Here is a 25,639-nt window from a genome sequence, read left to right on the forward strand (position 1 = left end):
CGCATGCTCGTTTCTGTCTGTTCGAACATTGCCCTACCCGCCCGTGCCCGACGCCGCGACGTGCTGCGCTGGACGTGCGCGGGCGCGGCCGCCGTGGTCGGTGCCGCACGCGCCCAGGCGCCGGCCTGGCCCAACCGCCCGGTCCGGCTCATCATTCCCTCCATCGCCGGCAGTCCCTGGGATCCAGTGGCCCGTCACCTGGCCGACCGGCTGGCGCAGAAGTTCGGTCAGCCCTTCGTCGTCGACAACCGCGGCGGCGCCACCGGGCTGATCGGCATGGACCTGGTGGCCAAGGCCACCGACGGACATACGCTGGGCGTCATGTTCATGCCGCATGCGCTGCTGCCCGCGCTGCACGCGCGCATGCCCTACGACACCCTGGGCGACCTGGCGCCCGTGGCCCAGACCCAGTGGACCTACAACGTGCTCGTCACCCGCCCATCGATGGGCGTCGACAGCGTGCGTGCGCTGGTCGACAAGGTGCGTGCCAACCCAGGCAAGTTCAGCTACAGCTCGGGCGGCAACGGCTCGCCCGCGCATGTGATGGGCGAGTCCTTCAAGCAGCTCACCGGCACCTATATCCTGCACGTGCCCTACCGCGGGCCGGTGGCGGCGCTGCAGGACCTGGTGGGCGGCCAGTCCGACCTGATGTTCGCGTCGGTGGCCGCCGCGGTGCCGCATGTGCAGAGCGGCCGGCTCAAAGCCCTGGCGGTGACGTCGCGCGAGCCGCTGGAGGCCCTGCCCGGCGTGCCCACCTTCGCGGCCCAGGGCTTTGCCAACTTCGACGTGCGCGACTGGGCCGGCATCGTCGCCAGCCGGTCGGTGCCGGCCGAGCGCATCGGCCCGCTCAACGAGGCCATCGTGCAGGCCCTGGCAGAGCCCGGGGTGCCCGAGCGCTTTGCCCGCATGGGCACCTACCTGCACACCGGCAGCGCCGAGCAGTTCCAGGCGCTGATCCGCGCCGAGCTGCCGAAGTGGGCCGAGGTGGTGCGCCGCGCCGGCATCCGGCTGGAGTGAGCGCCATGACCGTCCTGCGCAATGCGCTGTTCATCATGGTCGACCAACTGCGCTGGGACCATGTGGGCGCCTATGGCGTTTCTTCCGTGCCCACGCCGCACATGGACGCGCTGGCCCGGCGCGGCGCGCTGATGCGCCATGCCTTCGTGCAGGGGCCGGTGTGCGGGCCCTCGCGCATGTCCTACTACACCGGCCGCTATGTGCTCAGCCACGGTGCCCGCTGGAACCGCGTGCCGCTGTCCAGCGCCGAGAAGACGCTGGGCGACTACCTGCGCCCGCTGGGCGTGCGCGCCACGCTGGCCGGCAAGTCGCATGTCCTGCCCGACACCGATGCCCTGGACCGCGCAGGCATCGAGATCGAGTCCGAGCGCGGTGCCCTGCTGCGCGAGGGCGGCTTCACGCCCATCGAGCGCTTCGACGGCCACAGTCGCCCCGACGGGCGCAGCGGCTATGCCGACTTCCTGCGGGCGGCCGGCTATGCGGGCGAGGACCCGTGGAGCGCGCACGCCATTTCGGTGCAGGCGCCGGACGGCAGCGTGCACTCCGGCTGGTCGATGCGTCACGCCCACCTGCCGGCGCGCGTGCGGGCCGAGCATTCCGAGACCGCCTATCTCAGCGATCGCGCCATCGACTTCATCCAGGCGCAGGACGAGAAGCGCTGGTGCCTGCACCTGTCCTATGTGAAGCCGCACTGGCCCTACGTGGCGCCGGCGCCTTACCACGCGATGTTCCGTGGCGCACCGCAGTCCCCGGTGGTCAAGGCGCCGCACGAGCGCACCGAGGCCCACCCCGTGGTGCGGGCCTTCCAGCAGCACGAGGAGAGCCTCAACTTCGGGCAGGACGCCATTGCCGCGCACGTCAAGCCCACCTACATGGGGCTGGTGGCGCAGCTGGACGAGGAGATCGGCCGCGTGATGGCTGCGCTGGAGGCCAGCGGCCAGGCGCCGCACACCCTGGTGGTGCTGTGCGCCGACCATGGCGACATGCTGGGCGACCACTGGCTGGGCGAGAAGGAACTGTTCTATGAGGCCGCAGTACGTGTGCCCCTGATCGTGGTCGATCCGCGGCCCGAGGCGGATGCCACCCGCGGGCAGGTGCTGGACCCGCTGGTGGAGGCCATCGACGTGCTGCCCACGCTGCTGGAGGCGCTGGGCGCCGACCCCGACGGTTGGCAGCACTGCGTGGAAGGCCGTTCACTGCTGCCGTTGCTGCACGGCCGGACCGCGCCCTGGCGCGATGCCGTGTTCTCCGAGGCCGACTACGCCTACCGCGCCGCGCGGTGGACGCTGGGCCGCGCACCTGGCGAGTGCCGCGGCACCATGGTGCGCACCGGGCGCTGGAAGTACGTGGACTGGGAGGGCTTCCGCCCCCAGCTCTTCGACCTGCACAACGATCCGGACGAACTGCATGATCTGGGGGCCGATCCGCCGGCCGCCGTGGAGCGCGAGATGCGCGAGCGCCTGCTGCAATGGAGCCTGCGCCGCAAGAACCGCACGACGGTGCCCGACAGCGACGTCGCCCAGCGAACCGAGGCCGTGAAGCGCCACGGCATCCACATCGGCGTGTGGTGAGCATGGACGCAACGAATCTGTCCGATCTGTGCGCCGACGGCCTCGTCATCAGCGCGCCGGGCGGCCCCGAGGTGCTGCGCTGGACGCCCGGCCTGGCCCTGCCTGCGCCGGCGCCCGACGAGGTGCTGATCGACGTGGCCTGGGCTGGCGTCAACCGGCACGACTGCAACCAGCGCCGCCGCGGCCCCACGCCCGCGCACAGCGACGTGCCGGGCCTGGAGGTGAGCGGCACCGTGCGCTGGGCCGGCGCCCGGGCGGGTCACCTGCGCGTGGGCGATGCGGTGTGTGCCCTGGTCGATGGGGGCGGCTATGCCACGCGGGTGGTGGCGCCCGCCGCGCTCACCTTCGCCGTGCCGCCGGGCTTGGCTTTGCGCGAGGCGGCGGCGCTGCCCGAGGCGCTGTTCACCGTCTGGCACAACTTCTTCGGCGTGGCGGCGCTGGGGCCGGGCGAGACCGTGCTGATCCATGGCGGCACCAGCGGCGTCGGCAGCCTGGCCCTCCAGCTGCTGGGCGCGCTGGGCCACCGCGTGGCCGTCACCTGCGGCAGCGCGGCCAAGGTTGCCGAGGCACGGACCCTGGGCGCCGCGGCGGCATTCGACTACCGCACGCAGGACTGGGTGCAGGCTGTGCTGGATGGGACCGACGGGCGGGGCGTGGACGTGGTGCTGGACATGGCCGCCGCTGCCCACGCCGCCCGCAACGTGCAGGTGCTGGCGCGCCGCGGCCGGCTGGTGCACCTGTCGCCCGGCGATGGCGCCGACTTCGTGGCGCCGCTGCGGCCCATCCTGGCCAAGGAACTGCGCATCACCGGCTCGCTGCTGCGCCCGCTGCCCTTGGCCGAGAAAGCGCTGATCGCCGATCGCCTGCGTGCTGTGGCCCTTCCGCTGGTGGCGGCCGGCCGCGTTCGGCCCTGGGTGAGCGAGGTCTTCCCGCTCGCCGAGGCGGCGCAGGCCCATGCCCGCCTCGAATCGGGGCAGGCCATGGGCAAGCTGGTGCTGGAGGTGCCGCGCTGAACCCCTGCGCACGCTTGGCCCTTCCATTCCCGCTGGGCTGAGCGGCCGCCAATCTGCCGCACTGCCACTTCGGCGCGACCCGCTCCCGCAGGGGATCTGGCGCTGGCACGCCGCTTGCATCACATCATGTATCCAAGAATGGATGCCTGAACATGGTGCACGAAGCCTCTACCCCCGACGCCCTGACCCGCCCCTTCGCGGCCGCGGGTTCCGCCCAGGTGCCCGCGCCGCAGCCTGCCCCGGATGGCCGGCCCGAAGCGGCCTGGATCAGCCGCCCGGCCACGCCCATCGCCGGTGCGGCCACCGGCCCGCTCGCCGGCCTGCGCTTCGCGGTCAAGGACAACATCGACGTCGCCGGCCTGCCCACCACCGCCGCCTGCCCGGCCTTCGCCTATGCGCCCGAAGCGCACGCCACCGTGGTGCAGCGCCTGCTCGCGGCCGGTGCGTCGGTGGCGGGCAAGACCAACCTCGACCAGTTCGCCTGCGGGCTCAACGGCAGCCGCTCGCCCTACGGCGCGGTGCCCAACAGCTTCGATGCGCGCTACGTGTCGGGCGGCTCCAGCTCGGGCTCGGCCTATGCGGTGGCCACGGGGCAGGTGGACTTCTCGCTGGGCACCGACACCGCCGGCTCCGGCCGCGTGCCGGCGGGGCTCAACAACATCGTGGGCCTCAAGCCCAGCAAGGGCCTCATCAGCGCGAAGGGCGTGGTGCCGGCGGCGCAGAGCGTGGACTGCGTCTCCATCTTCGCGTCCACCGTGGCGCTGGCCGCGCGGGTGCTGGCCTGCGCCATGGGGCCGGACGCGGGCGATCCGTACTCGCGCCGACTCGAGCTCGCGCGCACGCCGCTGCCCGCGCGCTTCCGCTTCGGCGTGCCGCAGCCGCTGGAATTCCACGGCGATGCCCTGGCCGCCGCCGCCTTCGAGCGCGCCATCGCGCAGCTGCGCGAGCTGGGTGGCGAGCCGGTGCCCGTCGACTACGCGCCCCTGGCCCGCGCCGCCGGTCTGCTCTACGACAGCGCGCTGGTGGCCGAGCGCTATGCCGCCGTGCGGCCCTTCTTCGACGAACACGAGGACGCGGTGATCGAGCCCGTGCGCGGCATCCTGGCGCGGGGCCGCAGCTTCGATGCCGCCGACCTGGTCGATGCGCAGAGCCAGCTGCATGCGCTCGGCCAGCAGGCCGCCGCCCTGTGGGCTGGCATCGACGTGCTGCTGGTGCCCACCGCGCCCACGCACTGCACGCTGGACGCCATGCGCGCCGAGCCGGTGCGGCGCAACAGCGAGCTGGGCCACTACACCAACTTCGTCAACCTGCTGGACTACGCGGCCCTGTCGGTGCCGGCCAGCCTGCGGCCCGATGGCCTGCCCTTCGGCGTGACCTTCATCGGGCCCTGCGGCAGCGACTTCCGCCTGGCCGAGCTGGGCCAGCGCTTCCACCACGCCACGGACCTGCCCATGGGCGCCACCGGCGGGCCGCTGCCCCCGCCCGAGGCGCCGGTCTGGCCGCCGCTGGCCGAAGGCGAAGGCATGCCCATCGCCGTGGTCGGCGCGCACCTCACCGGCATGCCGCTCAATCATCAGCTCATCGCGCGCGGCGCCACCCTGGTCGAAGCCACCGCCACCGCGCCCCACTACCGCCTTTACGCGCTGCCGGGCACCACGCCGCCCAAGCCGGGCCTGCAGCGCGAGCCGGGGCAGGGCGTGCCCATCGCGCTGGAGGTCTGGAACGTGCCGCGCGCCGAGGTCGGCGCCTTCCTGGCGCAGATTCCGCCGCCGCTGGGCCTGGGCAGCGTCGAGCTGGCCGATGGCCGCTGGGTGCACAGCTTCATCTGCGAGGCCCATGCGCTGCAGGGCGCCGAGGACGTCAGCGCGCATGGCGGCTGGCGCGCCTACATCGCTTCGCGCAGCGCCTGAACCCACTGCGCCCTCGCGCACCGTCTTTCTCATTCCGTCCTTCCTTTCGTTCGTCCGCAGGAGTCTTCGCATGAGCCCATCGTCGTCCTTCCGTCCCTCCCGCCGCCATGTGCTGCAGGCCGGCGGTGCCGCCCTCGGCGCGCTGGCCGCGCCCGCCATCGTGCGGGCGCAGGGCGGCCCCAAGCTGCGCATCGGCTACTGGCCGGTGGCCGCGGGCCTGCCCTTCTTCGCGGCGGTCGAGAAGGGCTACTTCAAGGAAGCCGGCCTGGACGTGGAGCCGCTCAAGTTCGCCGGCGCCCAGCAGGTGATGGAGGCCATGCTCTCCGGCCGCTCCGACGGCAGTGCCAACGGCACCGGCAGCGCCAACCTGGCCATCGGCGAGATCGCGCAGCCGGGCCTCTTCAAGATCTTCTGCACCAACCCCAGCAACGCCAAGTACGTGCTGGAGGAGTTCCTGGTGCCCAAGGACAGCCCCGTCAAGAGCGTGGCCGAGCTCAAGGGCAAGCGCGTGGCCTCGGGCCCCGGCATCCAGAACGTGACGCTGGCCAAGACCATGCTGGAGCGTGCCGGCGCGGGCGTCATCAACGTCACCGAGCTGCCCATCGGCCAGCACGTCGCGGCCCTGGCCGCCGGCCAGATCGACGCCGTCTACACCCTGGAGCCCACCGGCACCGTGGGCCGGCTCAACGGCACAACGCGCGTGCTGGAGGCGGGCGTGGTGGCCCACTACATCCTGGGCGACCCGATGGCCCCGTGGCACGGCGGCTCGGCCAGCCTGACCACCGAGTTCATCAAGAAGAACCCCGAGGTCGCGAAGAAGTACATCGCCGCCTACAAGCGCGGCATCGAGCTGGTGCGCAACAACCCGGCCGACGCGCGCCAGTACATGAAGGGCTACACCGCCATCGAGGGCGCGCTCACCAACGAGGTGCCGCTGGCCTCGTACATGCTGCACGACGAGTTCAAGCCCGCCGACATCGCCTACTTCCAGAAGTTCTTCGACCTGTTCACCGAGAAGGGCATCTTCGAGAAGAAGGTGGGCGTGGACGGGCTGCTCTACCGGGGCTGAGCGCCATGAACGCGCCATCCTCCGCCACGGCGGGCGCCTGGAAGCCGCCCGCCACTGACGTCGCGCCCGCGCTGCCCCGTCCGCCGGTATGGAACAAGCTGCTGCCGGCCATCGGGCCCATCGCGCTCTTCGTGCTGTGGGACCTGGTGGTGCGGCTGGGCTTCATCAAGCCCATCCTGCTGCCGCCGCCACTGGCCACCTTCCAGACGCTGATCACGGGCCTGGCGGGCGGGCCGCTGCTGAACGACTTCCTGGTCACGGTGTGGCGCACGCTGCAGGCCTTCCTGATTGCCGCGGCGGTCGGCATGCCGCTGGGCGTGCTTCTGGGCAGCAACGAGAAGGCGTACCGCAGCGTGGAGTTCCTGATCGACTTCTTCCGCTCCACGCCCTCGTCGGCGCTGATCCCGCTGTTCCTGATGATCTTCGGCACCTCGGACATCAACAAGGTCGCCATCGCGGCCTTCGGCGCCATGCTGATCGTGGTGTTCAACAGCGCCTATGGCGTCATCAACGCCCGCAAGCAGCGGGTGATGGCGGCCAAGGTGATGGGGGCCACACGCTGGCAGATTTTCAAGGACGTGCTGCTGTGGGAAAGCCTACAGCCCAGCTTCGTGGGCCTGCGCTCGGCGGTGTCGATGGCGCTGGTGATCGTCATCGTGGCCGAGATGTTCATCGGCGCCGACAGCGGCCTGGGCAACCGGATCATCAATTCGCAGCAGGTGCTGAACGTCAAGAGCATGTACGCCAGCATCCTGGCGGCGGGTGCGCTGGGCTATGCGCTCAACGTCTTGTTCCTGGTCATCGAACGCCGCATCGTGCACTGGAGTGGAAGGTAATGGCCCACCCCCAGGCTGCGCGCTCCGCGCTTCGCCAACCCCCTCAAGGGGGCGCACCCAGCGGCCTGGCAAAGCCAGTTCCGCGGGTGCTCCCGCATGGCCTGCTCCGCGGCCAGCTGTCCGATTCCATGGAGGTCTGAAGTGAGTGCTGTGATCAACGCCCCCGTGGTCGCCGATGTCCCGGCACCGAAGTTCCGCCCCGGCCCGGCCGGCACGCACATCACCATCCGCGGGCTGACGAAGTACTTCGCCGGCTGGCCGCTGTACGAGGACTTCGACCTCGACATCCCCAAGCACAAGATCGTCTCGGTCTTCGGGCCCAACGGCTGCGGCAAGAGCACGCTGATCAACATGATCGCGGGACTCATTCCCATCGACCGCGGCGAGATCCTGTTCGACGGCAAGTCGCTCAAGGACACCAAGATCGGCTACGTGTTCCAGAACTACCGCGAAGCGATGTTCCCGTGGATGCGCACCATCGACAACATCGCCTACCCGCTCAAGCTCGAAGGCCGCAGCAAGGCCGAGGTGGACCGCCGCATGGAGGAGCTGGTGGCCAGCTTCGACGTCAAGTTCGACCTCCACCGCTTCCCCTACGAGCTCTCCGGCGGCCAGCAGCAGACGGCCTCGATCATGCGGGCGCTGGCGCCCGGGCCCGAGGTGCTGTTCCTGGACGAGCCCTTCTCGGCGCTGGACTTCGAGATGACGCTGTTCATCCGCGAGAAGCTGCAGGAGGTGTTCATGCAGACGGGCACCACCATGCTGCTGGTCTCGCATGACCTGGAAGAGGCGGTGTACCTGGCCGACGAGGTGCTGCTGCTCACCAAGCGGCCGACGCGGGTGGCCGAGATCTTGCGTTACGACGATCCGCGGCCGCGCACCGTGGAGACGCTGAGCCAGCCGAGCTTCGTCGCGACCAAGAAGCAGAGCCTCGAAATCTTCCAGCGCGAAGTGCGCCGCTGACCCACCGCCACCGAACTGCCCATGACGCCTCAACAGATCGAAGCCTACGTGGACGCCGCCTCCGCGGCGCTGGACCTGCCGATTGCGCCCGAGCACCGGCCGGGCGTGCTGCGCTACTTCGCGCTCGCTGCCGACATGGCGGCGCTGACCGAGGCCGTGGCGCTGGCGCCGCACGACGAGTCCGCGCTGCGCTTTGAGCCGGTGGCGCCGGGGAGGCATTCATGAGCGCTGCCCAGCCCTGGTTCGAGGCAGACGCCGCCACCATCGCCGCCGCGGTGCATGGGGGCACGGCCAGCGCCACTGTCGTGGTGCAGTCCGCACTGGACCGCATCGCCGCCACCGATGGCCGCGTCAACGCCTTCACCGCCGTGACGGGCGAGCGTGCCCTGCAGCGGGCCGCTGCGCTCGATGCCCTGCCGGCCGAGGCCCGCGCCGCGCTGCCGCTGGCCGGCGTGCCGGTGGCGGTGAAGAACCTGTTCGACGTCGCCGGCCTGCCCACACTGGCCGGCTCGAAGATCGAGCGCGAAGCGCCGCCGGCCACCAACGACGCCCTGCTGCTGCGCCGGCTCGAAGCGGCCGGTGCCGTGCTGGTGGGCGCACTCAACATGGACGAGTACGCCTACGGCTTCACCACCGAGAACTCGCACGAGGGCCCCACGCGCAATCCGCACGACCTGTCGCGCATCGCCGGCGGCTCCTCCGGCGGCAGCGGTGCCGCGGTGGCGGCCGGGCAGGTGCCGATCACGCTGGGCTCGGACACCAACGGCTCCATCCGCGTGCCGGCCTCGCTGTGCGGTGTGTACGGCCTCAAGCCCACCTTCGGCCGGCTGCCGCGCACCGGCAGTTATCCCTTCGTCAGCAGCCTGGACCACCTGGGCCCCTTCGCCCGCTCGGTGCGCGACCTGGCCCTGGCCTACGACGCGATGCAGGGCCCGGAAGACGGCGCCCCCGGCGATCCGGGCTGCGCCCAGCGCCCCGTCGAGCCGGTGATCGGCACGTTGCCACAGGGCATCGCCGGCCTGCGCATCGGCGTGCTGGGCGGCTGGTTCGCGCGCAATGCGCTGCCGGAGGCGCAGGCTGCCGTCGCCCGCGTGGCCGAGGCCCTGGGTGCCACGCGCACCGTCGAACTGCCGCTGGTCGAGGCCGGCCGCGCCGCCGCCTTCCTGATCAGCAATGCCGAAGGCGCGGCCCTGCATCTGCCGGACCTGCGCCGCCGTGCGCAGGACTTCGAGCCGCTGTCGCGCGACCGCTTCCTGGCCGGCGCGCTGCTGCCCGCGGCCTGGGTCATGCGCGCCCAGCGGGTGCGCCGCCGCTATGCCGAGGCCGTGGCCGCGGTGATGCAGGACTTCGACCTGCTGCTCGCGCCGGCCACGCCCTGTTCGGCCACGCCCATCGGCACCGAATGGCTGGAGCTCGACGGCCGCCGCCAGCCGCTGCGGCCCAGCTTCGGTGCGCTCACGCAGCCCATTTCCTGCATCGGCCTGCCGGTGTGCGCCGTGCCCGTGTGGGGCGCCCATGCGGCGCTGCCGGTTGGCGTGCAACTGATCGCGGCGCCCTGGCGCGAAGACCTCGCCCTGCGCGCCGCCGCCGCCCTGGAAGCCACCGGCATCACGCAGGCGCCCGTGGCCCTGCTGCCCTGATTTCGTTGTCCCCCCTTCCCTCACCCAACCTTCCGCTGGAGCTTTTCGCATGACCGCCTTCAATCGCCGCGAATCCCTCAAGACCCTGGCCGCCCTCGGCGCCGCCGGCAGCCTGGGCCCCCTGGCCTGGGCCCAGAAGCCGCTGACCGTGGGCGTGATCTACGTCGGCCCGCGCGACGACTATGGCTACAACCAGGCCCATGCCCAGGCCGCCGCCGAGCTCAAGAAGCTGCCCGGCGTGAAGGTGGTCGAAGAGGAGAACGTGCCCGAGACCGCCGCCGTGCAGAAGACCATGACCGGCATGATCCAGCAGGACGGCGCCTCGCTGCTCTTCCCCACCTCCTTCGGCTACTTCGACCCGCACATCCTGGCGCTGGCGCCCAAGTACCCCGACGTGCGCTTCTCGCACTGCGGCGGCCTGTGGACCGAGAAGAACCCCAAGAACGTGGGCAGCTTCTTCGGCTACATCGACGAATGCCAGTTCCTCAACGGCGTGATCGCCGGCCACATGAGCAAGAGCGGCAAGATCGCCTTCGTGGCCGCCAAGCCCATCCCGCAGGTGCTGCGCAACATCAACGCCTTCACGCTGGGTGCGCGCTCGGTCAAGCCGAACATCACCTGCCATGTGATCTTCACCGGCGACTGGTCCATGGCCGTGAAGGAGGCCGAGGCCACCAACAGCCTGGCCGACCAGGGCTGCGATGTGTTCACCATGCACGTGGACGGCCCCAAGGTGGTGGTGGAGACCGCCGCCAAGCGCGGCAAGATGGTCTGCGGTTACCACGCCAGCCAGGCCAAGCTGGCGCCCAATGCCTACCTCACCGGCGCCGAATGGAACTGGCTCACCGCCTACAAGACCATCCTCGAAGCCGCCCAGGCCGGCAAGCCGCATCCCAACTTCCTGCGCGGCGGCCTCAAGGAAGGCTACGTCAAGACCTCGGCCTATGGCCCCATGGTGACCGACGCCGCCAAGAAGCAGGCCGACGACATCAAGGCCAAGATGGTCGCGGGCAGCTTCGACATCTTCAAGGGCCCGCTCAAGGACAACAAGGGCAATCAAGTCATCGCCGCCGGCCAGGTGCAGAAGCAGACGGACCTCAAGCTCGAGCAGATGAACTACCTGGTCGACGGCGTGGTCGGCTCGGTCTGAGGCCGGCCCTTCGTTGCAAGGAAGACCTGCCATGCGATCCATGGGCCAGGACTTGGCGCTGCCGGTGCTCAGCATCGCGGCCGCGGTGGCGCTGTTCGGCGTCTTTGCGGCCGTGGCGGCCGGCAGCTCACCGCCCGAGGTGTGGGCGGTGCTCTACCAGGGCGCCTTCGGCAGCTGGTTCTCGTGGCAGAACACGCTGCAGCGCGCGGCGCCGCTGATGCTCACCGCGCTGTGCGTGGCACTGCCGGCACGCGCCGGCCTGGTCATCATCGGCGGCGAAGGCGCGCTGGTGCTGGGCGGCTTGGCCGCGGCGGCGCTGCCCTATGCGGTGGCGCTGCCCGAGAACATCGCCGGCACCGTGGCGATCTGCCTGGCCGGCATGGTGGCCGGCGCGCTGTGGATCATGCTGGCGGGGGCGCTGCGGCAGTACCGCGGCATCAACGAGACCATCAGCAGCCTGCTGCTGGCCTATGTGGCGATCGGCCTGTTCAAGCATCTGGTCGAAGGGCCGCTGCGCGATCCGGCCAGCCTGAACAAGCCCTCGACGAACACGCTGGCCGAGGGCCTGCGCATCGGCGGCATCGCGGGCAGCGACGTGCACTGGGGCCTGGCCCTTGGCGTGGCGGCCTGCGTGCTGCTGGCGCTGTGGCTGCGCTGGACGCCCACCGGCTTCTCGGTGCGGGTGGTGGGCGGCAACCCACGCGCGGCCCAGCTGGTGGGCCTGCCGGCCACGCGGCTGGTGCTGCTGGCCTGTGCGCTGGGCGGCGCCTGCGCAGGTCTGGCCGGCGCGGTGGAGGTGGCGGCGGTGCATACCAGCGCCAATGCCTCGCTGATCGCGGGCTACGGCTACGCGGGCATCCTGGTGGCCTTCATCGCGCGGCAGAACCCGCTGGCGGTGATCCCGGTGGCCATCCTCTTCGGCGGCTTTGGTGCGGCGGGCAGCCTGCTGCAGCGCCGGCTGGGCCTGCCCGATGCGTCGGTGCTGGTGCTGCAGGGCATCGCCTTCGTGCTCATCCTGGCCAGCGAGGCGCTGCGCGGGCGCGACTGGCTCACACCCTTGCGCCGGCTGCGCAGCGACAAGCCGGCGCCGGCCCTCAAGGAGGTGCAGCCATGACCGCCGAGATGATGACCGCCTTCGTCGCCGCCATCGTGGGCGGGGCGCTGCGCGTGGGCACGCCTTTCCTCTTCGTGAGCCTGGGCGAGTGCCTGACCGAGAAGTCGGGCCGCATCAACCTGGGCCTGGAAGGCGTGCTGGTGCTCTCGGCCATGGCGGCCTTCGGCGGCGCGTACCTCACCGGCTCGGCCTGGCTGGGCGTGCTGGCCGGCGCCGTGGCCGGCGCGCTGCTGGCGCTGCTGCACGGGCTGCTGTGCTCGCTGCGCGGCGTCAACGACGTGGCCACCGGCATCGCGCTGATGCTGCTCGGCACCGGCCTGGCCTTCTACCTGGGCAAGCCGCTGATCCAGCCGCAGGCGCCGCAGATCCCGGCGCTGCCGCTGGGCGACTGGAGCAGCAATTCGGCGGTGCGCGCGGCCCTCCAGGTGAATGCGCTCGTGCCGCTGGGCCTGCTGCTCGCCGGCCTGCTGTGGTGGGGCTTTGCACGCACGCGCGCTGGGCTGCTGGTGCGGCTGGCCGGCGACTCGGCCGATGCGGCGCGGGCGCTGGGCTACTCGGTGTCGGCGCTGCGCATCGCGGCCACCACGGCGGGTGGCGCCATCGCGGGGCTGGGCGGCGCCTCGCTCACGCTGTTCTACCCGGGCAGCTGGAACGAAGGCATCTCCAGCGGCCAGGGCCTGATCGCCGTGGCGCTGGTGATCTTCGCGCGCTGGAGCCCGCTGCGCTGCGTGGGCGCGGCGCTGCTCTTCGGCGGTGCCGGGGCCGTGGGGCCGGCGCTGCAGTCCATCGGCATCGGCTGGGGCTACCACCTCTTCAACACCGTGCCCTATGTGCTCACGCTGCTCATCCTGGTGGCCTCGTGCCGGCCCGGGCAGGTGGCGGCGGGCAGTCCGGGCGAGCTTTCATCCAAATAAAAGGAGTCATCCATGAGCGGACTGGGCGGCCTGAACAAATCGGCCAACGGCGTGGTGGTGGGCCTGGTGCAGCTGCAGCTGCCGGTGGTCGCCACGCGCGAGCAACTGGCGGCGCAGACGCAGCGCATCTGCGATCTGGTGGGCAAGGCCCGCCGCAACCAGCAGACCATGGACCTGGTGGTGTTCCCGGAGTACGCGCTGCACGGGCTCTCGATGGACACCAACCCCGAGATCATGTGCACGCTCGACGGCCCCGAGGTGGCGGCCTTCCGCGCTGCCTGCGTGGAACACCGCATCTGGGGCTGCTTCTCCATCATGGAGGCCAATCCCGAGGGCAACCCGTACAACAGCGGGCTGATCATCGACGACCAGGGCGCCATCCGCCTGTACTACCGCAAGCTGCATCCCTGGGTGCCGGTGGAGCCCTGGGAGCCGGGCAACCTGGGCGTGCCCGTGTGCGACGGCCCCAACGGCAGCAAGCTGGCGCTCATCATCTGCCACGACGGCATGTTCCCGGAGATGGCGCGCGAGGCGGCCTACAAGGGCGCCGAGATCATCCTGCGCACGGCCGGCTACACCGCGCCGATCCGCCATGCCTGGAAGATCACCAACCAGGCCAACGCCTTCTGCAACCTGGCCTACACCGCCAGCGTCTGCATGTGCGGCAGCGACGGCACCTTCGACTCCATGGGCGAGGGCATGTTCTGCAGCTTCGACGGCACCGTGATGGTGGAAGGCGGCGGCCGCCCCGACGAGATCATCACCGCCGAGCTGCGGCCCGACCTGGTGCGCGAGGCACGCACCGGCTGGGGCGTGGAGAACAACATCTACCAGCTTTATCACCGCGGCTACGTGGCGGTGAAGGGGGGCGCGCAGGACTGCCCCTACACCTACATGCACGACATGGCCGCCGGCCGCTACCGCCTGCCCTGGAGCGACCAGGTGCAGGTGACCGACGGCAGCGGCTTCGGCTTCGCGCCGCCGGTGCGCTTCTACGGCGGCGCCGGCAGCCATCCGCTGGTGCCCGCGCCCACACCGCCGGTGCCCGACAAAGAGCGACTCAAGACCCTGGACTGACACCATGGACGCCACGACCTCCTCCGCTGCCGCCGCGGCGCGCTTCGCGGCCGCCGAACCCTACCGCTGGCCCTACGACGGCGACCTGCGCCCCGACAACACGGCGCTCATCGTCATCGACATGCAGACCGACTTCTGCGGCAAGGGCGGCTACGTGGACGTGATGGGCTACGACATCTCGCTCACGCAGGCACCCATCGAACCCATCCGCCGCCTGCTGGCCGTGATGCGTCCGCTGGGCTACACCATCATCCACACCCGCGAAGGCCATCGGCCCGACCTGTCGGACCTGCCGGCCAACAAGCGCTGGCGCTCGCGCCAGATCGGTGAGGGCGGCGTGGGCATCGGCGACGACGGGCCGTGCGGCCGCATCCTGATCCGCGGCGAGCCGGGCTGGGAGATCATTCCCGAGCTGGCGCCGCTGCCGGGCGAGGTGGTGATCGACAAGCCCGGCAAGGGCTCCTTCTATGCCACCGACCTGGAGATGATCCTGCGCACGCGGGGCATCCGGAACCTGGTGCTGGCCGGCATCACCACCGACGTGTGCGTGCACACCACCATGCGCGACGCCAACGACCGCGGCTTCGAATGCCTGCTGCTGTCGGACTGCACGGCCGCCACCGATCCGGGCAACCATGCGGCGGCACTCAAGATGATCACCATGCAGGGCGGGGTGTTCGGTGCGCATGCGCCGTCGACCGCGCTGATCAAGGCGCTGGCGTCATGATCGCGCCCGTCACCCCCCATCCGCGCGCCCAGGGCGCGCTGGCGTTGGACACGCTGGAGCTCACCAAGCGCTTCGGCGACTTCACCGCCATGGACCGCGTGAGCATGCAGGTCGCGCCCGGCAGCGTGCATGCGCTGCTGGGCGAGAACGGTGCCGGCAAGAGCACGCTGGTCAAGTGCGTGGCCGGCTTCCAGCGGCCCGAGGAAGGCAGCATCCTCATCGATGGCCGCGAGCAGGCCATCGCCAACCCGGTGGTGGCGCGGCAGCTGGGCATCGGCATGGTCTACCAGCACTTCACGCTGGCGCCTGGCATGACGGTGGCCGAGAACCTGCTGCTGGCCGGCGGCCAGGTGCCCACGCTGATCGACTGGAAGGCCAAGCGCGCCGAGCTGCAGGCCTTCCTGGCGACCACGCCCTTCCGGCTGGACCTGGACGCGCGGCCCTCGCAGCTGGCCGCGGGCGAGAAGCAGAAGCTGGAGCTGCTCAAGCAGCTCTACCTCAAGCCGCGCCTCTTGATCCTGGACGAGCCCACCTCGGTGCTCACGCCGCAGGAGGCCGACGAGGTGCTGGGCCATGTGCGCGCCTTTGCGCAGGGCGGCCATTGCACCGTGCTCATCATCACCCACAAGTTCCGCGAGGTGATGGCCTATGCCGACGCCGTGACCGTGCTGCGCCGCGGCCGCGCGGTGCACCATGCCGCGGTGCGCGACACCGACCCGACGCGCCTGGCCCAGGCCATGATGGGTGCAGGCGCCACACCCGACGAGGCGAGCGAGGGCGCGAGCGATGCCACCCCGCGCACGCCCGTCGTGGCCAGTGCCGCGCCGGCGCTGGCGGTCGAGGCGCTGTCCGCGCCGGGCGACCGCGGCACGCCCGCCGTGCAGTCGCTCAGCCTGCAGGTGCGCCCGGGCGAGATCCTGGGCGTGGCCGGCGTCTCGGGCAACGGCCAGCGCGAGCTGGTCGAGGCCCTGGTGGGCCAGCGGCCGCGCAGCGCCGGCCGCGTGCGTGTGGGCGGCCAGCCCTACCGCGCCAGCCGCGGCGACAACCGCCGGCTGCGCGTGCGCAGCCTGCCCGAGGAGCCGCTGCGCAATGCCTGCGTCGCAGGCCTGAGCGTGGCCGAGAACATGGCCCTGCGCGACTTCGACCAGCCGCCGCTGGCGGCCGGCGGCCTGCTGCGCTTCGGCCGCTGGCGCGCCCGGGCGCGGCAGTGGATCGCCGAGTACGGCATCAAGACCCGCGGCGAGCGTGCGCCCATCGGCAGCCTGTCGGGCGGCAATGTGCAGCGGGCCGTGCTGGCGCGCGAGCTGGCCGGCGACATCCAGGTGCTGATCGCCGCCAACCCCGTCTTCGGCCTGGACTTCGCGGCCGTGGCTGAGATCCATGCCCGCATCGTGCAGGTGCGCGAGCGCGGCGGCGCCGTGCTGCTGGTGAGCGAGGACCTGGACGAGCTGCTGGCCCTGTCGGACCGCATCGTGGTGATGAGCGAAGGCCGCATCGTGTACGAGACGCCTGCCGCATCAGCCGACAGACACGTCCTGGGCGCCCACATGGGCGGCGGGCATTGAGCAAGGAGAGACCCTCATGCGCCTGAACGACGCCCGCCCCTTCGCCTACGACTTCGACCTGGACCGCACGGCCCTGGTGCTGATCGACATGCAGCGCGACTTCATCGAGCCCGGCGGCTTCGGCGAGACGCTGGGCAACGACGTGTCGCTGCTGGCGGCCATCGTCCCGGCCACGCAGGCCGTGCTGGCCGCCTGGCGCCAGGCCGGCGGCCTGGTGGTCCACACGCGCGAGGCGCACCGGCCCGACCTGTCGGACTGCCCGCCTGCCAAGCGACTGCGGGGCGCCCCGTCGCTTCGCATCGGCGACGAAGGCCCGATGGGCCGCATCCTGGTGGCCGGCGAGCCGGGCAACCAGATCATCGACGCGCTCGCGCCCATCGAGGGCGAGTGGGTCATCGACAAGCCCGGCAAGGGCGCCTTCTATGCCACCGGCCTGCACGAGCGGCTGCAGGCCCGCGGCATCACGCACCTCGTCTTCGGCGGCGTGACCACCGAGGTCTGCGTCCAGACGAGCATGCGCGAGGCCAACGACCGCGGCTACGACTGCCTGCTGCTGGAAGACTGCACCGAGAGCTACTTCCCGCAGTTCAAGGCCGCGGCGGTGGAGATGATCCGCGCGCAGGGCGCCATCGTCGGCTGGACCGCGACCGGGCCGCAGCTGATGGCGGCCCTGACAGCGGCAGGGGGCTGAGCGGCCCGCTACGATCCGATGGTGCCTGTCGCTGCTCCCGCCCGTTCCAAGAAAGCCGCTCCTGCCGAGGCGGAGCTTCCCTTCCGCTCGCGCGCCGACGAGGTCTACGACCAGCTCAAGCGCGACATCGCCGACTTCCGCCTGGTGCCCGGCGACCGCTTCACCGAGAACGAGATCTGCGATCGCCTGGGCGTCTCGCGCACGCCGGTGCGTCAGGCGCTGATCCGGCTGCAGCAGGAAGGCTATGTCGAGGTGCTGTTCCGCGCCGGCTGGCGCGTGCTGCCCTTCGACTTCCAGCAGTTCGAGCAGCTCTACGACCTGCGCATGGTGCTGGAGACCACCGCCGTGCACCGCCTGTGCGAGTCGGGCCGCGCCGTGGACCGCGCCCAGCTCGATGCGCTGGCCGCCATCTGGCTGGTGCCGGTCGACCAGCGCAGCAGCGATGCGGCGCAGGTCGCGGGCTGGGACGAGGACTTCCATTGCCAGCTGGTGGCCGCCGCCGGCAATGCCGAGATGGCGCGCGTGCACCGCGAGGTGACCGACCGCATCCGCATCATCCGCCGGCTCGACTTCACCCAGCAGCCGCGCATCGACGCCACCTACGAAGAGCACGCCAAGATCCTCAAGGCCGTGCGCGCCAACCGCGGCGATCAGGCCGCCATGATGCTGCGCGCCCACATCGAGACCAGCCAGTCCGAAGTGCGCAAGATCACGCTGCACCAGGTCTACCTGGCGCGGCAGCAGGGCGGCTGAGCGCCGCCGCAGCGGCGCCCCGCGAACCTCCGACCCCTCTCCTCAGACGCGTTCCAGCACGGTCGCGATGCCCTGCCCGCCGCCGATGCACTGCGTCGCCAGCGCACAGCGGCCACGCTCGCGCGCCAGCAGCGATGCCGCCTTGCCGGTGATGCGCGCCCCCGTTGCGCCCAGCGGGTGGCCAATGGCCAGGCCGCCGCCGTCGATGTTGACCGTCCCCATGTCCAGCCGCAGGTCACGGATGCAGGCCAGCGCCTGCGAGGAGAAGGCTTCGTTGATCTCCACCACGTCCAGGTCGGCCACCGACAGGCCGGCGCGGGCCAGCGCCTTGCGCGTGGCGGGGATCGGGCCGATGCCCATGATGGCCGGGTCCACGCCCACGGTGGCGAAGCTGCGGATGCGCGCGAGCGCGGCCAGGCCGTGGCGCTCGGCGAAGTCGTCGCGCGTGACCAGCACCGCCGCGGCGCCGTCGGTGAGCGGCGAGGAGGTGCCCGCCGTCACCACGCCATCGGGCCGGAAGGCCGGCTTGAGCGCCGCCAGCGCCTCGGCCGAGGTGGCCGGGCGGATGCAGCCGTCGCTGTCGACCCAGCTGCCGTCGGGCAGCGCGATGGGCACGATTTCCTGGGCCAGCCGGCCGCCCTCGCGCGCCTCGGCGGCCTTGCGGTGCGACTGCACGGCCAGCGCCTCCTGGTCGGCGCGGCTCACGGCCCAGCGCTCGGCCACGTTCTCGGCCGTCTCGCCCATGGAGATGTAGGCGTCGGTGTCCGTCAGCAGACCGGGATGGGCCGAGAAGTTGAAGCCGCCCTGCGGCACCATGGTCATCGACTCCACACCCACGCACAGGTAGGCGTCGCCGATACCGGCCTCGATCTGCGCGGCGGCGATGTGCACCGCCTGCATCGACGAGCCGCAGAAGCGGTTGACCGTCATGCCGCCGACCTCGTGTGGCAGGCCGGCCAGCAGGCCGACGATGCGCGCGAGGTTGTTGCCCTGCGCGGCCTCGGGATAGGCACAGCCGAGGATCACGTCCTCCAGCAGCGCCGGGTCCAGCCCGGTGCGTTGCAGCAGGCCCTGCACCACGGTGGCGGCGAGCGTGTCCGGCCGCACCTCGGCCAGGCGGCCCTTGCGGGCGAAGTGGAAGGGGGAGCGCGCGTAGGCGGCGATGACGGCTTTCATGGGATCTCCTGGCCTGTCGGTTTTGGGGCGTGTTGGCGTTCAGGCCACCGGCGTGGCGGGCGGCGTGAAGGCCGCTGCCGCCGCGGGGGCGGATGCGGCGGTGTGCGGCGCGCTGGCGGCGTCGAGCCGGCCGCGCTGCTCCGCCGAGAGCGTGATCTGCAGCGCGCCCAGGTTGGACTGCAGCTGGGCCAGGGTGCGCGGCCCCAGCAGCGGCTGCACGTCCCGGGTCAGCAGCCAGGCGATGGCGACCTGGTCGGGCGTGGCCCCCAACTCGGCGGCCACGGCCAGCACGGCATCGAGCAGGGCAGTGCGCTCGGCGGAGTTCTCGGCCTGGAACACCTTGCCGCCCAGCGCCTCGGCGCGTCCCCGCTCACCCTGGCGGTACTTGCCGGTGAGCATGCCGCCGCCCAGCGGCGACCAGGTGACGGCGGCCAGGCCCAGCGCCTGGGCGGCGGGCAGCAGGTCGGACTCGGGCGCGCGGTGCACCAGGCTGTACTCGAACTGCAGCGCGGCAATCGGCACGGCACCGGTCAGCTCGGCCAGCGTCACGGCGCGCCCCACGCGCCAGGCGGGAAAGTTGGACAGGCCCGCGTAGACGATCTTGCCGGCGCGCGCCAGGTCGTCCAGGCCACGCACGATCTCCTCCGACGGCGTGACGCCGTCGGGGTGGTGCACCCAGTACAGGTCGATGCGGTCGGTCTTCAGCCGACGCAGGCTGGCTTCCACCGACGCCACCATGGCGCGCCGGCTGTTGCCGGTGACCAGCGGGCCGGCCTTCGGCGATGCGCCATTGCTGAACTTGGTGGCCAGGAAGAAGTCGTCGCGGCGGCCGGCCAGCAGGCCGCCCAGGATCTCCTCGGACTGGCCGAACTGGTAGACGTCGGCCGTGTCGATGACGTTGCCGCCGGCCTCTGCATAGGCGTCGAGCAGGGCGGCGCTCTGCTCGGCGTCCGCGCCGTGGCCCCAGCGCTGGCCGAAGTTGGCGGTGCCCAGCGCCAGCCGGGAAAGCCGCAGTCCGGTGCGGCCGAAGGTGAGTGGCTGCATCTGCATGGTGGGTCTCCTGTCTCGGGTCGGGTTTCAGTGCAGCGCGAGGTAGCGCGGCGCTGGCGTGTTGCTCGACAGCTGCGGGGCCAGCGCGCGGCGGGCGGTTTCGTAGGCGTCCCAGGCCTCTGCGGCGTGCAGCGAGGGCAGGGTGACGGTCTCGCCGCGGTCCAGGCCGACGAGGGCGGCGTCGACCATGTCTTCGGCGCGCATCACGATGCGGGCGTCCAGGTTCTCGACCGGCAGGCCGCCGGTGGCCCAGAAGTCGGTGGCGGTGGCGCCGGGCAGCACCGCCTGCACCCGCAGGCCCTTGGCGCCCAGCTCGTGCTGCAGCGACTGGCTGAAGGCCAGCACGAAGGCCTTGGTGCCGCCGTACACGCCGTTGAGGATCTCGGGCGCCAGCGCCACGATGGAGGCGATGTTGACCACGGTACCGCCCCCGCGCGCCACGAAGCCGGGCACCGCCGCATAGGCCAGGCGCATCGGCGCCGTGACGTTGAGCGCCACCATGCGCGTCATGGCCTCCACATCGCTGTCCAGCAGCGGCGTGTGGGTGCCGATGCCGGCGTTGTTGACCAGCAGGCGGATGCTGGCGTCCTGGCGCAGCTTGGCCTCCACGGTGGCCAGCGAGGCCGCGTCGGTCAGGTCGGCGGCCAGCACCTCGACATTGCGGCCGGTGCGGCTGGTGATGTCGCGTGCCAGTGCGTTGAGCCGCTCGCGGTCGCGGGCGACGAGGATCAGGTCGTGGCCGCGGCGGGCCAGGCGGTCGGCATAGAGGGCGCCGATGCCGGAGGAAGCACCGGTGACGAGGGCGGTGCCGGAAGCGATGGAAGTCATGGTCTGGGTCCCGTGAGGCCGCCGGATGCGGCGGCATGGACGAATGATGCGACCGGCAGTCGATGTCTCAAATGACGTATAAAGACATGATTCAAGACATCAATGAGGTGACACCATGCTGCGCATCGGCTACCTGCTGCCAGAAGGCTTCCAGGTCATGGCCCTGGCCACCCAGGCCGTGTTCGAGTTCGCCAACCTGGCCGCGCGAGAGCGGGTCTACAGCGTCGAGAACTATTCGCTGGCCGGCGGCGAGGTGCGGACCTCCGCAGGCACGCGCGTGCTGAGCCGGCCGCTGTCCGCACGCACCGCCGTCGACACCTGGCTGGTGGCCGGCACGCGCGATCCGGTCGACGCGGGGGCGGCGCCCGCGCTGGTGCGGGCGCTCGGCCGCGCCGCCGGCCGCGCGCGCCGCACGGCGGGCCTGTGCACCGGCGCCTTCCTGCTGGCCGACGCCGGCCTGCTGGACCAGCGCCGTGCCACCACCCACTGGGCCTGGACCGATGCGCTGCAGAAGCGCCATCCCTCGATCCAGGTCGAGCCCGACCGCATCTTCATCACCGACGGGGCCCTCTGGACCTCGGCCGGCATGACCGCCGAGCTGGACCTGGCCCTGGGCCTGGTCGAGAAGGACCTGGGCAGCGATGTCGCTGGCAGCGTGGCCCGTGGCCTGGTGATGCCGCAGCGGCGCTCGGGCGGGCAATCGCAGCATTCGGAACTGCTGCGCCTCGCGCCCAAGTCCGATCGCATCCAGCAGGCGCTGGAATACGCCCGTGCGCACCTGGCCGCGCCCCTGGGCGTCGAGCAGCTGGCCGAAGTGGCGCACCTCAGCCCGCGGCAGTTCAGCCGCGTTTTCGCGGCGGAGACGGGCCAGTCGCCCGCCAAGGCGGTTGAGCAGTTGCGGCTGGAGTCGGCGCGGCTGATGGTGGAACGCAGCCGCCATCCGCTGGAGGTGGTGGCGCGCGAGACGGGCTTTCGCGACGCGCGCCATCTGCGCGAGGTGTTCCTGCGCGGCTTCGGCGTGCCACCGCAGGTGGTGCGGCGCGCGGCGCGCGGCACCGACTGAGCAGCCACGCGGGCCCGGCTTCGCGCCCGGCGTGCGGCGAGTGCGGCCGCCTACCGGCGCCTCGCCGGCTTCCTACAAGGCCCGCCCCAGGCCCCGCAACCATGGGTGTCGACCTTTCCCTCACGCGAAGGACCCCGACCCCATGCTTGCCATGAACTACCGCGGCCCCTACCGGGTGCGCATCGACGAACGCGCCGAGCCCGAGATCGAGCACCCGGGCGACGCCATCGTGCGCGTCACCCGCAGCTGCATCTGCGGCTCGGACCTGCACCTCTACCACGGGCTGGTGCCCGACACGCGCGTGGGGACGACCTTCGGCCACGAGTTCACTGGCGTGGTCGAACGTGTGGGGCCCGACGTGCAGCGCCTCAAACCCGGCGATCGGGTGCTCGTGCCCTTCAACATCTTCTGCGGCACCTGCTTCTTCTGCAGCCGCGAGCTGTTCAGCAACTGCCACAACGTCAACCCCGAGGCGACGGCGGTGGGCGGCATCTACGGCTACTCGCACACCACCGGCGGCTATGCCGGCGGCCAGGCGGAATACGTGCGCGTGCCCATGGCCGACATCGGCCCCACGGTACTGCCGGAGGGCCTGGACGAGGACGACGCCGTGCTGCTGACCGACGTCTTTCCCACCGGCTACCAGGCGGCGGAAATGGGCAGCATCCGCGAGGGCGACACGGTGGTGGTGTTCGGTGCCGGGCCGGTGGGCCTGTTCGCTGCCCGCTCGGCCTGGTTCATGGGCGCGGGCCGGGTGATCGTGGTGGACCACGTCGAATACCGCCTGGCCTTCGCGCGCGAGTTCGCCCATTGCGAGACGGTCGACTTCAAGTCGGTGCGCGACATGGCCATCCACATCAAGAAGATGACCGATGGGCTGGGCGCCGACGTCTGCATCGACTGCGTGGGCGCCGAGGCGGCCGGCAGCTTCGCGCAGACGCTGACGGGCGTGAAGCTCAAACTGCAGGGCGGCGCCGCCACGGTGCTGCACTGGGCCATCAACTCGGTGCGCAAGGGCGGGCATGTGTCCATCGTGGGCGTATACGGCCCCACCTTCAACGCGCTGCCCATCGGCAATGCGGTCAACAAGGGCCTGACGCTGCGCATGAACCAGGCCTCGGTCAAGCGCCACCTGCCCAAGCTCATCGAGCACATCCAGGCCGGCCGCATCCGGCCCAGCGACATCATCACCCACCGCCTGCCGCTGGAGGAGGTGGCCGAGGGCTACCACCTGTTCAGCAGCAAGCTGGACGACTGCATCAAGGTCGTGCTTCTGCCGCCCTCGGCGCGCGCCTGACGAACGGACACGGAGGCCCCATGGCAGACATCACGAACACCGCTAACACCGACCCGACGTCTTCTTCCGCGGAGCCGTCCACGCGCCATGCCCACATCCCCGGCTGGGGCGTGGACCGCGACCGCAACAGCCGTCCCGCCGTGCCCATGGAGCGCACACCGCCCCGGCTGGAGGGCGTGCACTGGACGCAGCCCGCGCAGCAGCCGCAGAGGGTGGAGGTGCTGTGCTCCACCGAGCGCGACAGCACGATCACGCCCATCTTCGGCAGCACGCTGCCGCCGCAGGGCGCCAGCGGCGGGCTTCGGCGCGCGGCCTTCCGCTTCAGCGAGAACGACCTGCGCCACTGGCTGATCCTGCTGTTGGCCGACCGCACCGACATGGTCGAAGGCGTGATCGACGACCTGCGCCGTGGTCATGTACCCAACGTGGTGGCCGAGATGGGCCTGGGCGCCGCCTGGAAACACGACCGGCCGAGGCTGGTGCGCAAGCTGGCCTGGACCGCCGGCAGCGCCGTATTGCTGTGCTGGCTGATGGGCCGCAAGCGCAGCAACCGGCGGATGCGCTGAGTAGCCGCGCGGGACCTCGCCGCGCTCCCCAGGAAGACGATCCTTCAAGAACGAAAGCCTCCCATGATGCGAACCGCCACCGAATACCTCGCGCCCCACGCCACAAACATGATCCGGCTCGACCACACGCACTTGGTCACCGCCTTCCACCAGTACCGCACCACCGACAGCCCGCGCGTCAAGCGCGGGCTGGTCGACCAGGTCTGCCTGGCGCTGGAGGTGCATGCGCAGCTGGAGGAAGAGATCTTCTATCCCGCGCTGCGCGCCGTCGCGGGCGACGAGGAGGCTCTGCAGAAGAGCGTGCCCGAGCACGACGAGATGAAGCGCCTGATCGGTCGCCTGCGCGGCATGGCGGCCGACGATGCGGCCTTCGACGACACCTTCATGGAACTGCTGCGCGACGTGCTGCACCATGTGGCGGACGAAGAGACCATCCTGCTGCCGCTGGCCGAGCGTCGGCTGCACGATCGCCTGGGCGAACTCGGCTTGGCCATGACCAAGCGGCGCATGGAGCTGCTGGTGCCACGCACCGGCGAGCTTGCCTCGGCCATGGCGCGGTCGATGTCGCTGGGCACGCTGGCCGCCACGGCGGCCGTCACGGCGGCGTTGACGGCCTTGTGCCTGCGGCGGCACGCGCCCCGGTGAGCAGCCAGACGCGGGCGCCTTCCCCGAGGACGGCCAAGGCCGCGCAGTGCGCGCCGGCCCTCAGCCGTCGGCGCCGAGCGCGGTCAGCCGCTCGCGCAGGAACTCGGCGAAGGCGTAGGCGATCACCGGCAGCTGCCGCCCCCGGAGGCAGCCCAGCACCAGTTCGCCCTGGGGAAAGGCCCGGTCCTCGATGGCGCGGGCCACGAGGTCGGGCGTCGCCAGGTCGGTGCCGATGGCCATCTGAAAGGTGATGGACTGCCGGTCGGCCAGGCAGCCGAGCAGGAACTCGAAGCTGTTGCTTTCCACCATGGGCTGGAAGCGGATGGAACTGCGCGAAAGAAAGCGCTCCAGCAGCTGACGCCCGCCGATGTCGCGGTTGGGCAGCACCAGGGGATAGTCGGCGCAATCGCGCAGGCGCAGCGCGCTGCGACCGGCCAGCGGATGCTCGGCATGCATCATGGCCATGAGCCGCTGGCCGGCCACGTCCAGGCGCTGGATGTCCGATTCGGCCGGCAGGTTGAACACCAGGGCCAGGTCGGTGTCCAGGCTGCGCAGGGCCTCGGCCGCCTGCACGTGGTCGCCGATGCGGGCGTCGAAGGCCACCAGTGGATGCGTCTCGCGGAAGGCCGCGATGGCCGCGGGCAGGAAGCGCGGCGCCAGTGCCTGGCTGGCCACCAGCCGCACCCGGCCGCGGCGCAGGCCCTGCAGCTCCTCGATCTCGGAGCGCACGCGCTCCAGCTCGGCGCCCCGGTCGCGGACATAGCGCACGAACAGCTCGCCCGCCGCCGTGAGCCGCATGCCCCGCGGCAGCCGCTCGAACAGCGGCGTGCCCAGCTCCTCCTCGATGTCCTGGATGCGGCGGTTGACCGCCGAGGGCGCCACATGCAGCCGCTCGGCCGCCTGGCGGATGGATCCGATGCGCGCGACCTCGTCGACGTAGCGCAGCAGGCGCAGGTGGTTCATGGCAGGCGGGGTGAAGGGCAATGGCGCATGCCTGTGCCGTG

The 25,639-nt window shown here is 71.4% G+C and carries 25 protein-coding genes; 21 read left to right on the forward strand and 4 right to left on the reverse strand.

Annotated features, from left to right (window positions below; all coding sequences use genetic code 11):
- Nucleotides 1-3 precede the first annotated feature (3 nt).
- The 17 genes from DFR41_RS05020 (at nucleotide 4) to DFR41_RS05100 (ending at nucleotide 18,010) form a co-directional block, all read left to right on the forward strand.
- A complete protein-coding gene (locus DFR41_RS05020; protein ID WP_114801908.1) occupies nucleotides 4-1,017 on the forward strand; it encodes a Bug family tripartite tricarboxylate transporter substrate binding protein in 1,014 nt (337 codons plus the stop codon).
- Between the two features lie 5 nt (nucleotides 1,018-1,022).
- A complete protein-coding gene (locus DFR41_RS05025) occupies nucleotides 1,023-2,588 on the forward strand; it encodes a sulfatase-like hydrolase/transferase (protein ID WP_114801909.1) in 1,566 nt (521 codons plus the stop codon).
- Nucleotides 2,589-2,590: 2 nt separating this feature from the next.
- Complete coding sequence (locus DFR41_RS05030; RefSeq protein ID WP_114801910.1) at nucleotides 2,591-3,601, forward strand: NAD(P)H-quinone oxidoreductase; 1,011 nt, start codon at nucleotides 2,591-2,593, stop codon at nucleotides 3,599-3,601.
- Between the two features lie 152 nt (nucleotides 3,602-3,753).
- The gene (gene atzF, locus DFR41_RS05035; protein ID WP_114801911.1) at nucleotides 3,754-5,511 is read left to right on the forward strand and encodes an allophanate hydrolase; all 1,758 of its coding nucleotides are present in this window, start codon (nucleotides 3,754-3,756) and stop codon (nucleotides 5,509-5,511) included.
- Nucleotides 5,512-5,581: 70 nt separating this feature from the next.
- Nucleotides 5,582-6,580, forward strand: coding sequence for an ABC transporter substrate-binding protein (locus tag DFR41_RS05040; RefSeq protein ID WP_114801912.1), 999 nt, complete (start codon nucleotides 5,582-5,584; stop codon nucleotides 6,578-6,580).
- Nucleotides 6,581-6,585: 5 nt separating this feature from the next.
- A complete protein-coding gene (locus tag DFR41_RS05045) occupies nucleotides 6,586-7,416 on the forward strand; it encodes an ABC transporter permease (RefSeq protein WP_114801913.1) in 831 nt (276 codons plus the stop codon).
- Between the two features lie 141 nt (nucleotides 7,417-7,557).
- Nucleotides 7,558-8,379 (forward strand): ABC transporter ATP-binding protein, encoded by an 822-nt coding sequence (locus tag DFR41_RS05050; protein WP_114801914.1) that lies wholly within the window; start codon nucleotides 7,558-7,560, stop codon nucleotides 8,377-8,379.
- 21 nt (nucleotides 8,380-8,400) lie between these two features.
- Nucleotides 8,401-8,604, forward strand: a complete 204-nt coding sequence (locus tag DFR41_RS05055; protein WP_114801915.1) for a DUF4089 domain-containing protein — start codon at nucleotides 8,401-8,403, stop codon at nucleotides 8,602-8,604.
- A complete protein-coding gene (locus DFR41_RS05060) occupies nucleotides 8,601-10,019 on the forward strand; it encodes an AtzE family amidohydrolase (protein ID WP_114801916.1) in 1,419 nt (472 codons plus the stop codon). Before DFR41_RS05055 ends, DFR41_RS05060 begins: the two co-directional genes overlap by 4 nt.
- Nucleotides 10,020-10,068: 49 nt before the next feature.
- Nucleotides 10,069-11,169 carry a BMP family ABC transporter substrate-binding protein gene (locus DFR41_RS05065; protein ID WP_114801917.1) on the forward strand — a complete coding sequence of 367 codons (1,101 nt, stop codon included), beginning with the start codon at nucleotides 10,069-10,071 and terminating at the stop codon, nucleotides 11,167-11,169.
- Between the two features lie 31 nt (nucleotides 11,170-11,200).
- Nucleotides 11,201-12,283 carry an ABC transporter permease gene (locus DFR41_RS05070; RefSeq protein WP_114801918.1) on the forward strand — a complete coding sequence of 361 codons (1,083 nt, stop codon included), beginning with the start codon at nucleotides 11,201-11,203 and terminating at the stop codon, nucleotides 12,281-12,283.
- Nucleotides 12,280-13,197 carry an ABC transporter permease gene (locus DFR41_RS05075; RefSeq protein WP_114801919.1) on the forward strand — a complete coding sequence of 306 codons (918 nt, stop codon included), beginning with the start codon at nucleotides 12,280-12,282 and terminating at the stop codon, nucleotides 13,195-13,197. Before DFR41_RS05070 ends, DFR41_RS05075 begins: the two co-directional genes overlap by 4 nt.
- 12 nt (nucleotides 13,198-13,209) lie before the next feature.
- On the forward strand, nucleotides 13,210-14,274 hold the full coding sequence (locus tag DFR41_RS05080) for a formamidase (RefSeq protein WP_114801920.1): 1,065 nt from the start codon (nucleotides 13,210-13,212) through the stop codon (nucleotides 14,272-14,274).
- 4 nt (nucleotides 14,275-14,278) lie between these two features.
- Complete coding sequence (biuH, locus tag DFR41_RS05085) at nucleotides 14,279-15,001, forward strand: biuret amidohydrolase (RefSeq protein WP_114801921.1); 723 nt, start codon at nucleotides 14,279-14,281, stop codon at nucleotides 14,999-15,001.
- The gene (locus DFR41_RS05090; RefSeq protein WP_114801922.1) at nucleotides 14,998-16,566 is read left to right on the forward strand and encodes an ABC transporter ATP-binding protein; all 1,569 of its coding nucleotides are present in this window, start codon (nucleotides 14,998-15,000) and stop codon (nucleotides 16,564-16,566) included. The genes biuH and DFR41_RS05090 overlap by 4 nt, the downstream gene beginning before the upstream one ends.
- A 16-nt stretch (nucleotides 16,567-16,582) precedes the next feature.
- Nucleotides 16,583-17,257: a cysteine hydrolase family protein gene (locus tag DFR41_RS05095; RefSeq protein ID WP_114801923.1), complete on the forward strand. Its 675-nt coding sequence runs from the start codon at nucleotides 16,583-16,585 to the stop codon at nucleotides 17,255-17,257.
- Nucleotides 17,258-17,275: 18 nt separating this feature from the next.
- Nucleotides 17,276-18,010, forward strand: coding sequence for a GntR family transcriptional regulator (locus tag DFR41_RS05100; protein ID WP_114801924.1), 735 nt, complete (start codon nucleotides 17,276-17,278; stop codon nucleotides 18,008-18,010).
- A 42-nt stretch (nucleotides 18,011-18,052) separates the two neighbouring features.
- On the opposite strand, the gene DFR41_RS05105 is transcribed toward DFR41_RS05100, so the two are convergent.
- Genes DFR41_RS05105 through DFR41_RS05115 form a run of 3 tightly spaced genes read right to left on the reverse strand, consistent with a single transcriptional unit; the run spans nucleotide 18,053 to nucleotide 21,064 of the window.
- Nucleotides 18,053-19,186 carry a thiolase family protein gene (locus tag DFR41_RS05105; RefSeq protein ID WP_114801925.1) on the reverse strand — a complete coding sequence of 378 codons (1,134 nt, stop codon included), beginning with the start codon at nucleotides 19,184-19,186 and terminating at the stop codon, nucleotides 18,053-18,055.
- A gap of 39 nt (nucleotides 19,187-19,225) precedes the next feature.
- Nucleotides 19,226-20,230, reverse strand: a complete 1,005-nt coding sequence (locus DFR41_RS05110) for an aldo/keto reductase (RefSeq protein ID WP_114802195.1) — start codon at nucleotides 20,228-20,230, stop codon at nucleotides 19,226-19,228.
- 33 nt (nucleotides 20,231-20,263) lie between these two features.
- Nucleotides 20,264-21,064: an SDR family NAD(P)-dependent oxidoreductase gene (locus DFR41_RS05115; protein ID WP_017760559.1), complete on the reverse strand. Its 801-nt coding sequence runs from the start codon at nucleotides 21,062-21,064 to the stop codon at nucleotides 20,264-20,266.
- 115 nt (nucleotides 21,065-21,179) lie between these two features.
- Between DFR41_RS05115 and DFR41_RS05120 the strand changes: the two genes are divergently transcribed.
- From DFR41_RS05120 to DFR41_RS05135, 4 genes are all read left to right on the forward strand, one after another.
- A complete protein-coding gene (locus DFR41_RS05120) occupies nucleotides 21,180-22,127 on the forward strand; it encodes a GlxA family transcriptional regulator (protein ID WP_114801926.1) in 948 nt (315 codons plus the stop codon).
- Between the two features lie 142 nt (nucleotides 22,128-22,269).
- Nucleotides 22,270-23,424: a zinc-dependent alcohol dehydrogenase gene (locus DFR41_RS05125; RefSeq protein WP_114801927.1), complete on the forward strand. Its 1,155-nt coding sequence runs from the start codon at nucleotides 22,270-22,272 to the stop codon at nucleotides 23,422-23,424.
- Between the two features lie 20 nt (nucleotides 23,425-23,444).
- Nucleotides 23,445-23,990 (forward strand): hypothetical protein, encoded by a 546-nt coding sequence (locus DFR41_RS05130; protein WP_114801928.1) that lies wholly within the window; start codon nucleotides 23,445-23,447, stop codon nucleotides 23,988-23,990.
- 63 nt (nucleotides 23,991-24,053) lie between these two features.
- Nucleotides 24,054-24,635: a hemerythrin domain-containing protein gene (locus DFR41_RS05135; protein WP_342354289.1), complete on the forward strand. Its 582-nt coding sequence runs from the start codon at nucleotides 24,054-24,056 to the stop codon at nucleotides 24,633-24,635.
- A gap of 60 nt (nucleotides 24,636-24,695) precedes the next feature.
- Here DFR41_RS05135 and DFR41_RS05140 read toward each other — a convergent pair whose 3' ends face one another.
- On the reverse strand, nucleotides 24,696-25,598 hold the full coding sequence (locus tag DFR41_RS05140; protein ID WP_114801929.1) for a LysR family transcriptional regulator: 903 nt from the start codon (nucleotides 25,596-25,598) through the stop codon (nucleotides 24,696-24,698).
- Nucleotides 25,599-25,639: the final 41 nt, after the last annotated feature.

The sequence above is a fragment of the Pseudacidovorax intermedius genome, assembly GCF_003350475.1.
Lineage (GTDB): Bacteria > Pseudomonadota > Gammaproteobacteria > Burkholderiales > Burkholderiaceae_C > Xenophilus > Xenophilus intermedius.

What these genes read in the sequence shown, in the direction of transcription:
- DFR41_RS05020 (WP_114801908.1), top strand. Translation starts at nt 4, where the DNA reads ATGCTCGTTTCTGTCTGTTCGAACATTGCCCTACCCGCCCGTGCCCGA.
- DFR41_RS05070 (WP_114801918.1), top strand. Translation starts at nt 11,201, where the DNA reads ATGCGATCCATGGGCCAGGACTTGGCGCTGCCGGTGCTCAGCATCGCG.
- DFR41_RS05030 (WP_114801910.1), top strand. Translation starts at nt 2,591, where the DNA reads ATGGACGCAACGAATCTGTCCGATCTGTGCGCCGACGGCCTCGTCATC.
- DFR41_RS05060 (WP_114801916.1), top strand. Translation starts at nt 8,601, where the DNA reads ATGAGCGCTGCCCAGCCCTGGTTCGAGGCAGACGCCGCCACCATCGCC.
- DFR41_RS05080 (WP_114801920.1), top strand. Translation starts at nt 13,210, where the DNA reads ATGAGCGGACTGGGCGGCCTGAACAAATCGGCCAACGGCGTGGTGGTG.
- DFR41_RS05110 (WP_114802195.1), bottom strand. Translation starts at nt 20,230, where the DNA reads ATGCAGCCACTCACCTTCGGCCGCACCGGACTGCGGCTTTCCCGGCTG.
- DFR41_RS05115 (WP_017760559.1), bottom strand. Translation starts at nt 21,064, where the DNA reads ATGACTTCCATCGCTTCCGGCACCGCCCTCGTCACCGGTGCTTCCTCC.
- DFR41_RS05055 (WP_114801915.1), top strand. Translation starts at nt 8,401, where the DNA reads ATGACGCCTCAACAGATCGAAGCCTACGTGGACGCCGCCTCCGCGGCG.
- DFR41_RS05075 (WP_114801919.1), top strand. Translation starts at nt 12,280, where the DNA reads ATGACCGCCGAGATGATGACCGCCTTCGTCGCCGCCATCGTGGGCGGG.
- DFR41_RS05125 (WP_114801927.1), top strand. Translation starts at nt 22,270, where the DNA reads ATGCTTGCCATGAACTACCGCGGCCCCTACCGGGTGCGCATCGACGAA.
- DFR41_RS05120 (WP_114801926.1), top strand. Translation starts at nt 21,180, where the DNA reads ATGCTGCGCATCGGCTACCTGCTGCCAGAAGGCTTCCAGGTCATGGCC.
- DFR41_RS05095 (WP_114801923.1), top strand. Translation starts at nt 16,583, where the DNA reads ATGCGCCTGAACGACGCCCGCCCCTTCGCCTACGACTTCGACCTGGAC.
- biuH (WP_114801921.1), top strand. Translation starts at nt 14,279, where the DNA reads ATGGACGCCACGACCTCCTCCGCTGCCGCCGCGGCGCGCTTCGCGGCC.
- DFR41_RS05100 (WP_114801924.1), top strand. Translation starts at nt 17,276, where the DNA reads ATGGTGCCTGTCGCTGCTCCCGCCCGTTCCAAGAAAGCCGCTCCTGCC.
- atzF (WP_114801911.1), top strand. Translation starts at nt 3,754, where the DNA reads ATGGTGCACGAAGCCTCTACCCCCGACGCCCTGACCCGCCCCTTCGCG.
- DFR41_RS05065 (WP_114801917.1), top strand. Translation starts at nt 10,069, where the DNA reads ATGACCGCCTTCAATCGCCGCGAATCCCTCAAGACCCTGGCCGCCCTC.
- DFR41_RS05040 (WP_114801912.1), top strand. Translation starts at nt 5,582, where the DNA reads ATGAGCCCATCGTCGTCCTTCCGTCCCTCCCGCCGCCATGTGCTGCAG.
- DFR41_RS05045 (WP_114801913.1), top strand. Translation starts at nt 6,586, where the DNA reads ATGAACGCGCCATCCTCCGCCACGGCGGGCGCCTGGAAGCCGCCCGCC.
- DFR41_RS05135 (WP_342354289.1), top strand. Translation starts at nt 24,054, where the DNA reads ATGATGCGAACCGCCACCGAATACCTCGCGCCCCACGCCACAAACATG.
- DFR41_RS05130 (WP_114801928.1), top strand. Translation starts at nt 23,445, where the DNA reads ATGGCAGACATCACGAACACCGCTAACACCGACCCGACGTCTTCTTCC.
- DFR41_RS05090 (WP_114801922.1), top strand. Translation starts at nt 14,998, where the DNA reads ATGATCGCGCCCGTCACCCCCCATCCGCGCGCCCAGGGCGCGCTGGCG.
- DFR41_RS05140 (WP_114801929.1), bottom strand. Translation starts at nt 25,598, where the DNA reads ATGAACCACCTGCGCCTGCTGCGCTACGTCGACGAGGTCGCGCGCATC.
- DFR41_RS05025 (WP_114801909.1), top strand. Translation starts at nt 1,023, where the DNA reads ATGACCGTCCTGCGCAATGCGCTGTTCATCATGGTCGACCAACTGCGC.
- DFR41_RS05105 (WP_114801925.1), bottom strand. Translation starts at nt 19,186, where the DNA reads ATGAAAGCCGTCATCGCCGCCTACGCGCGCTCCCCCTTCCACTTCGCC.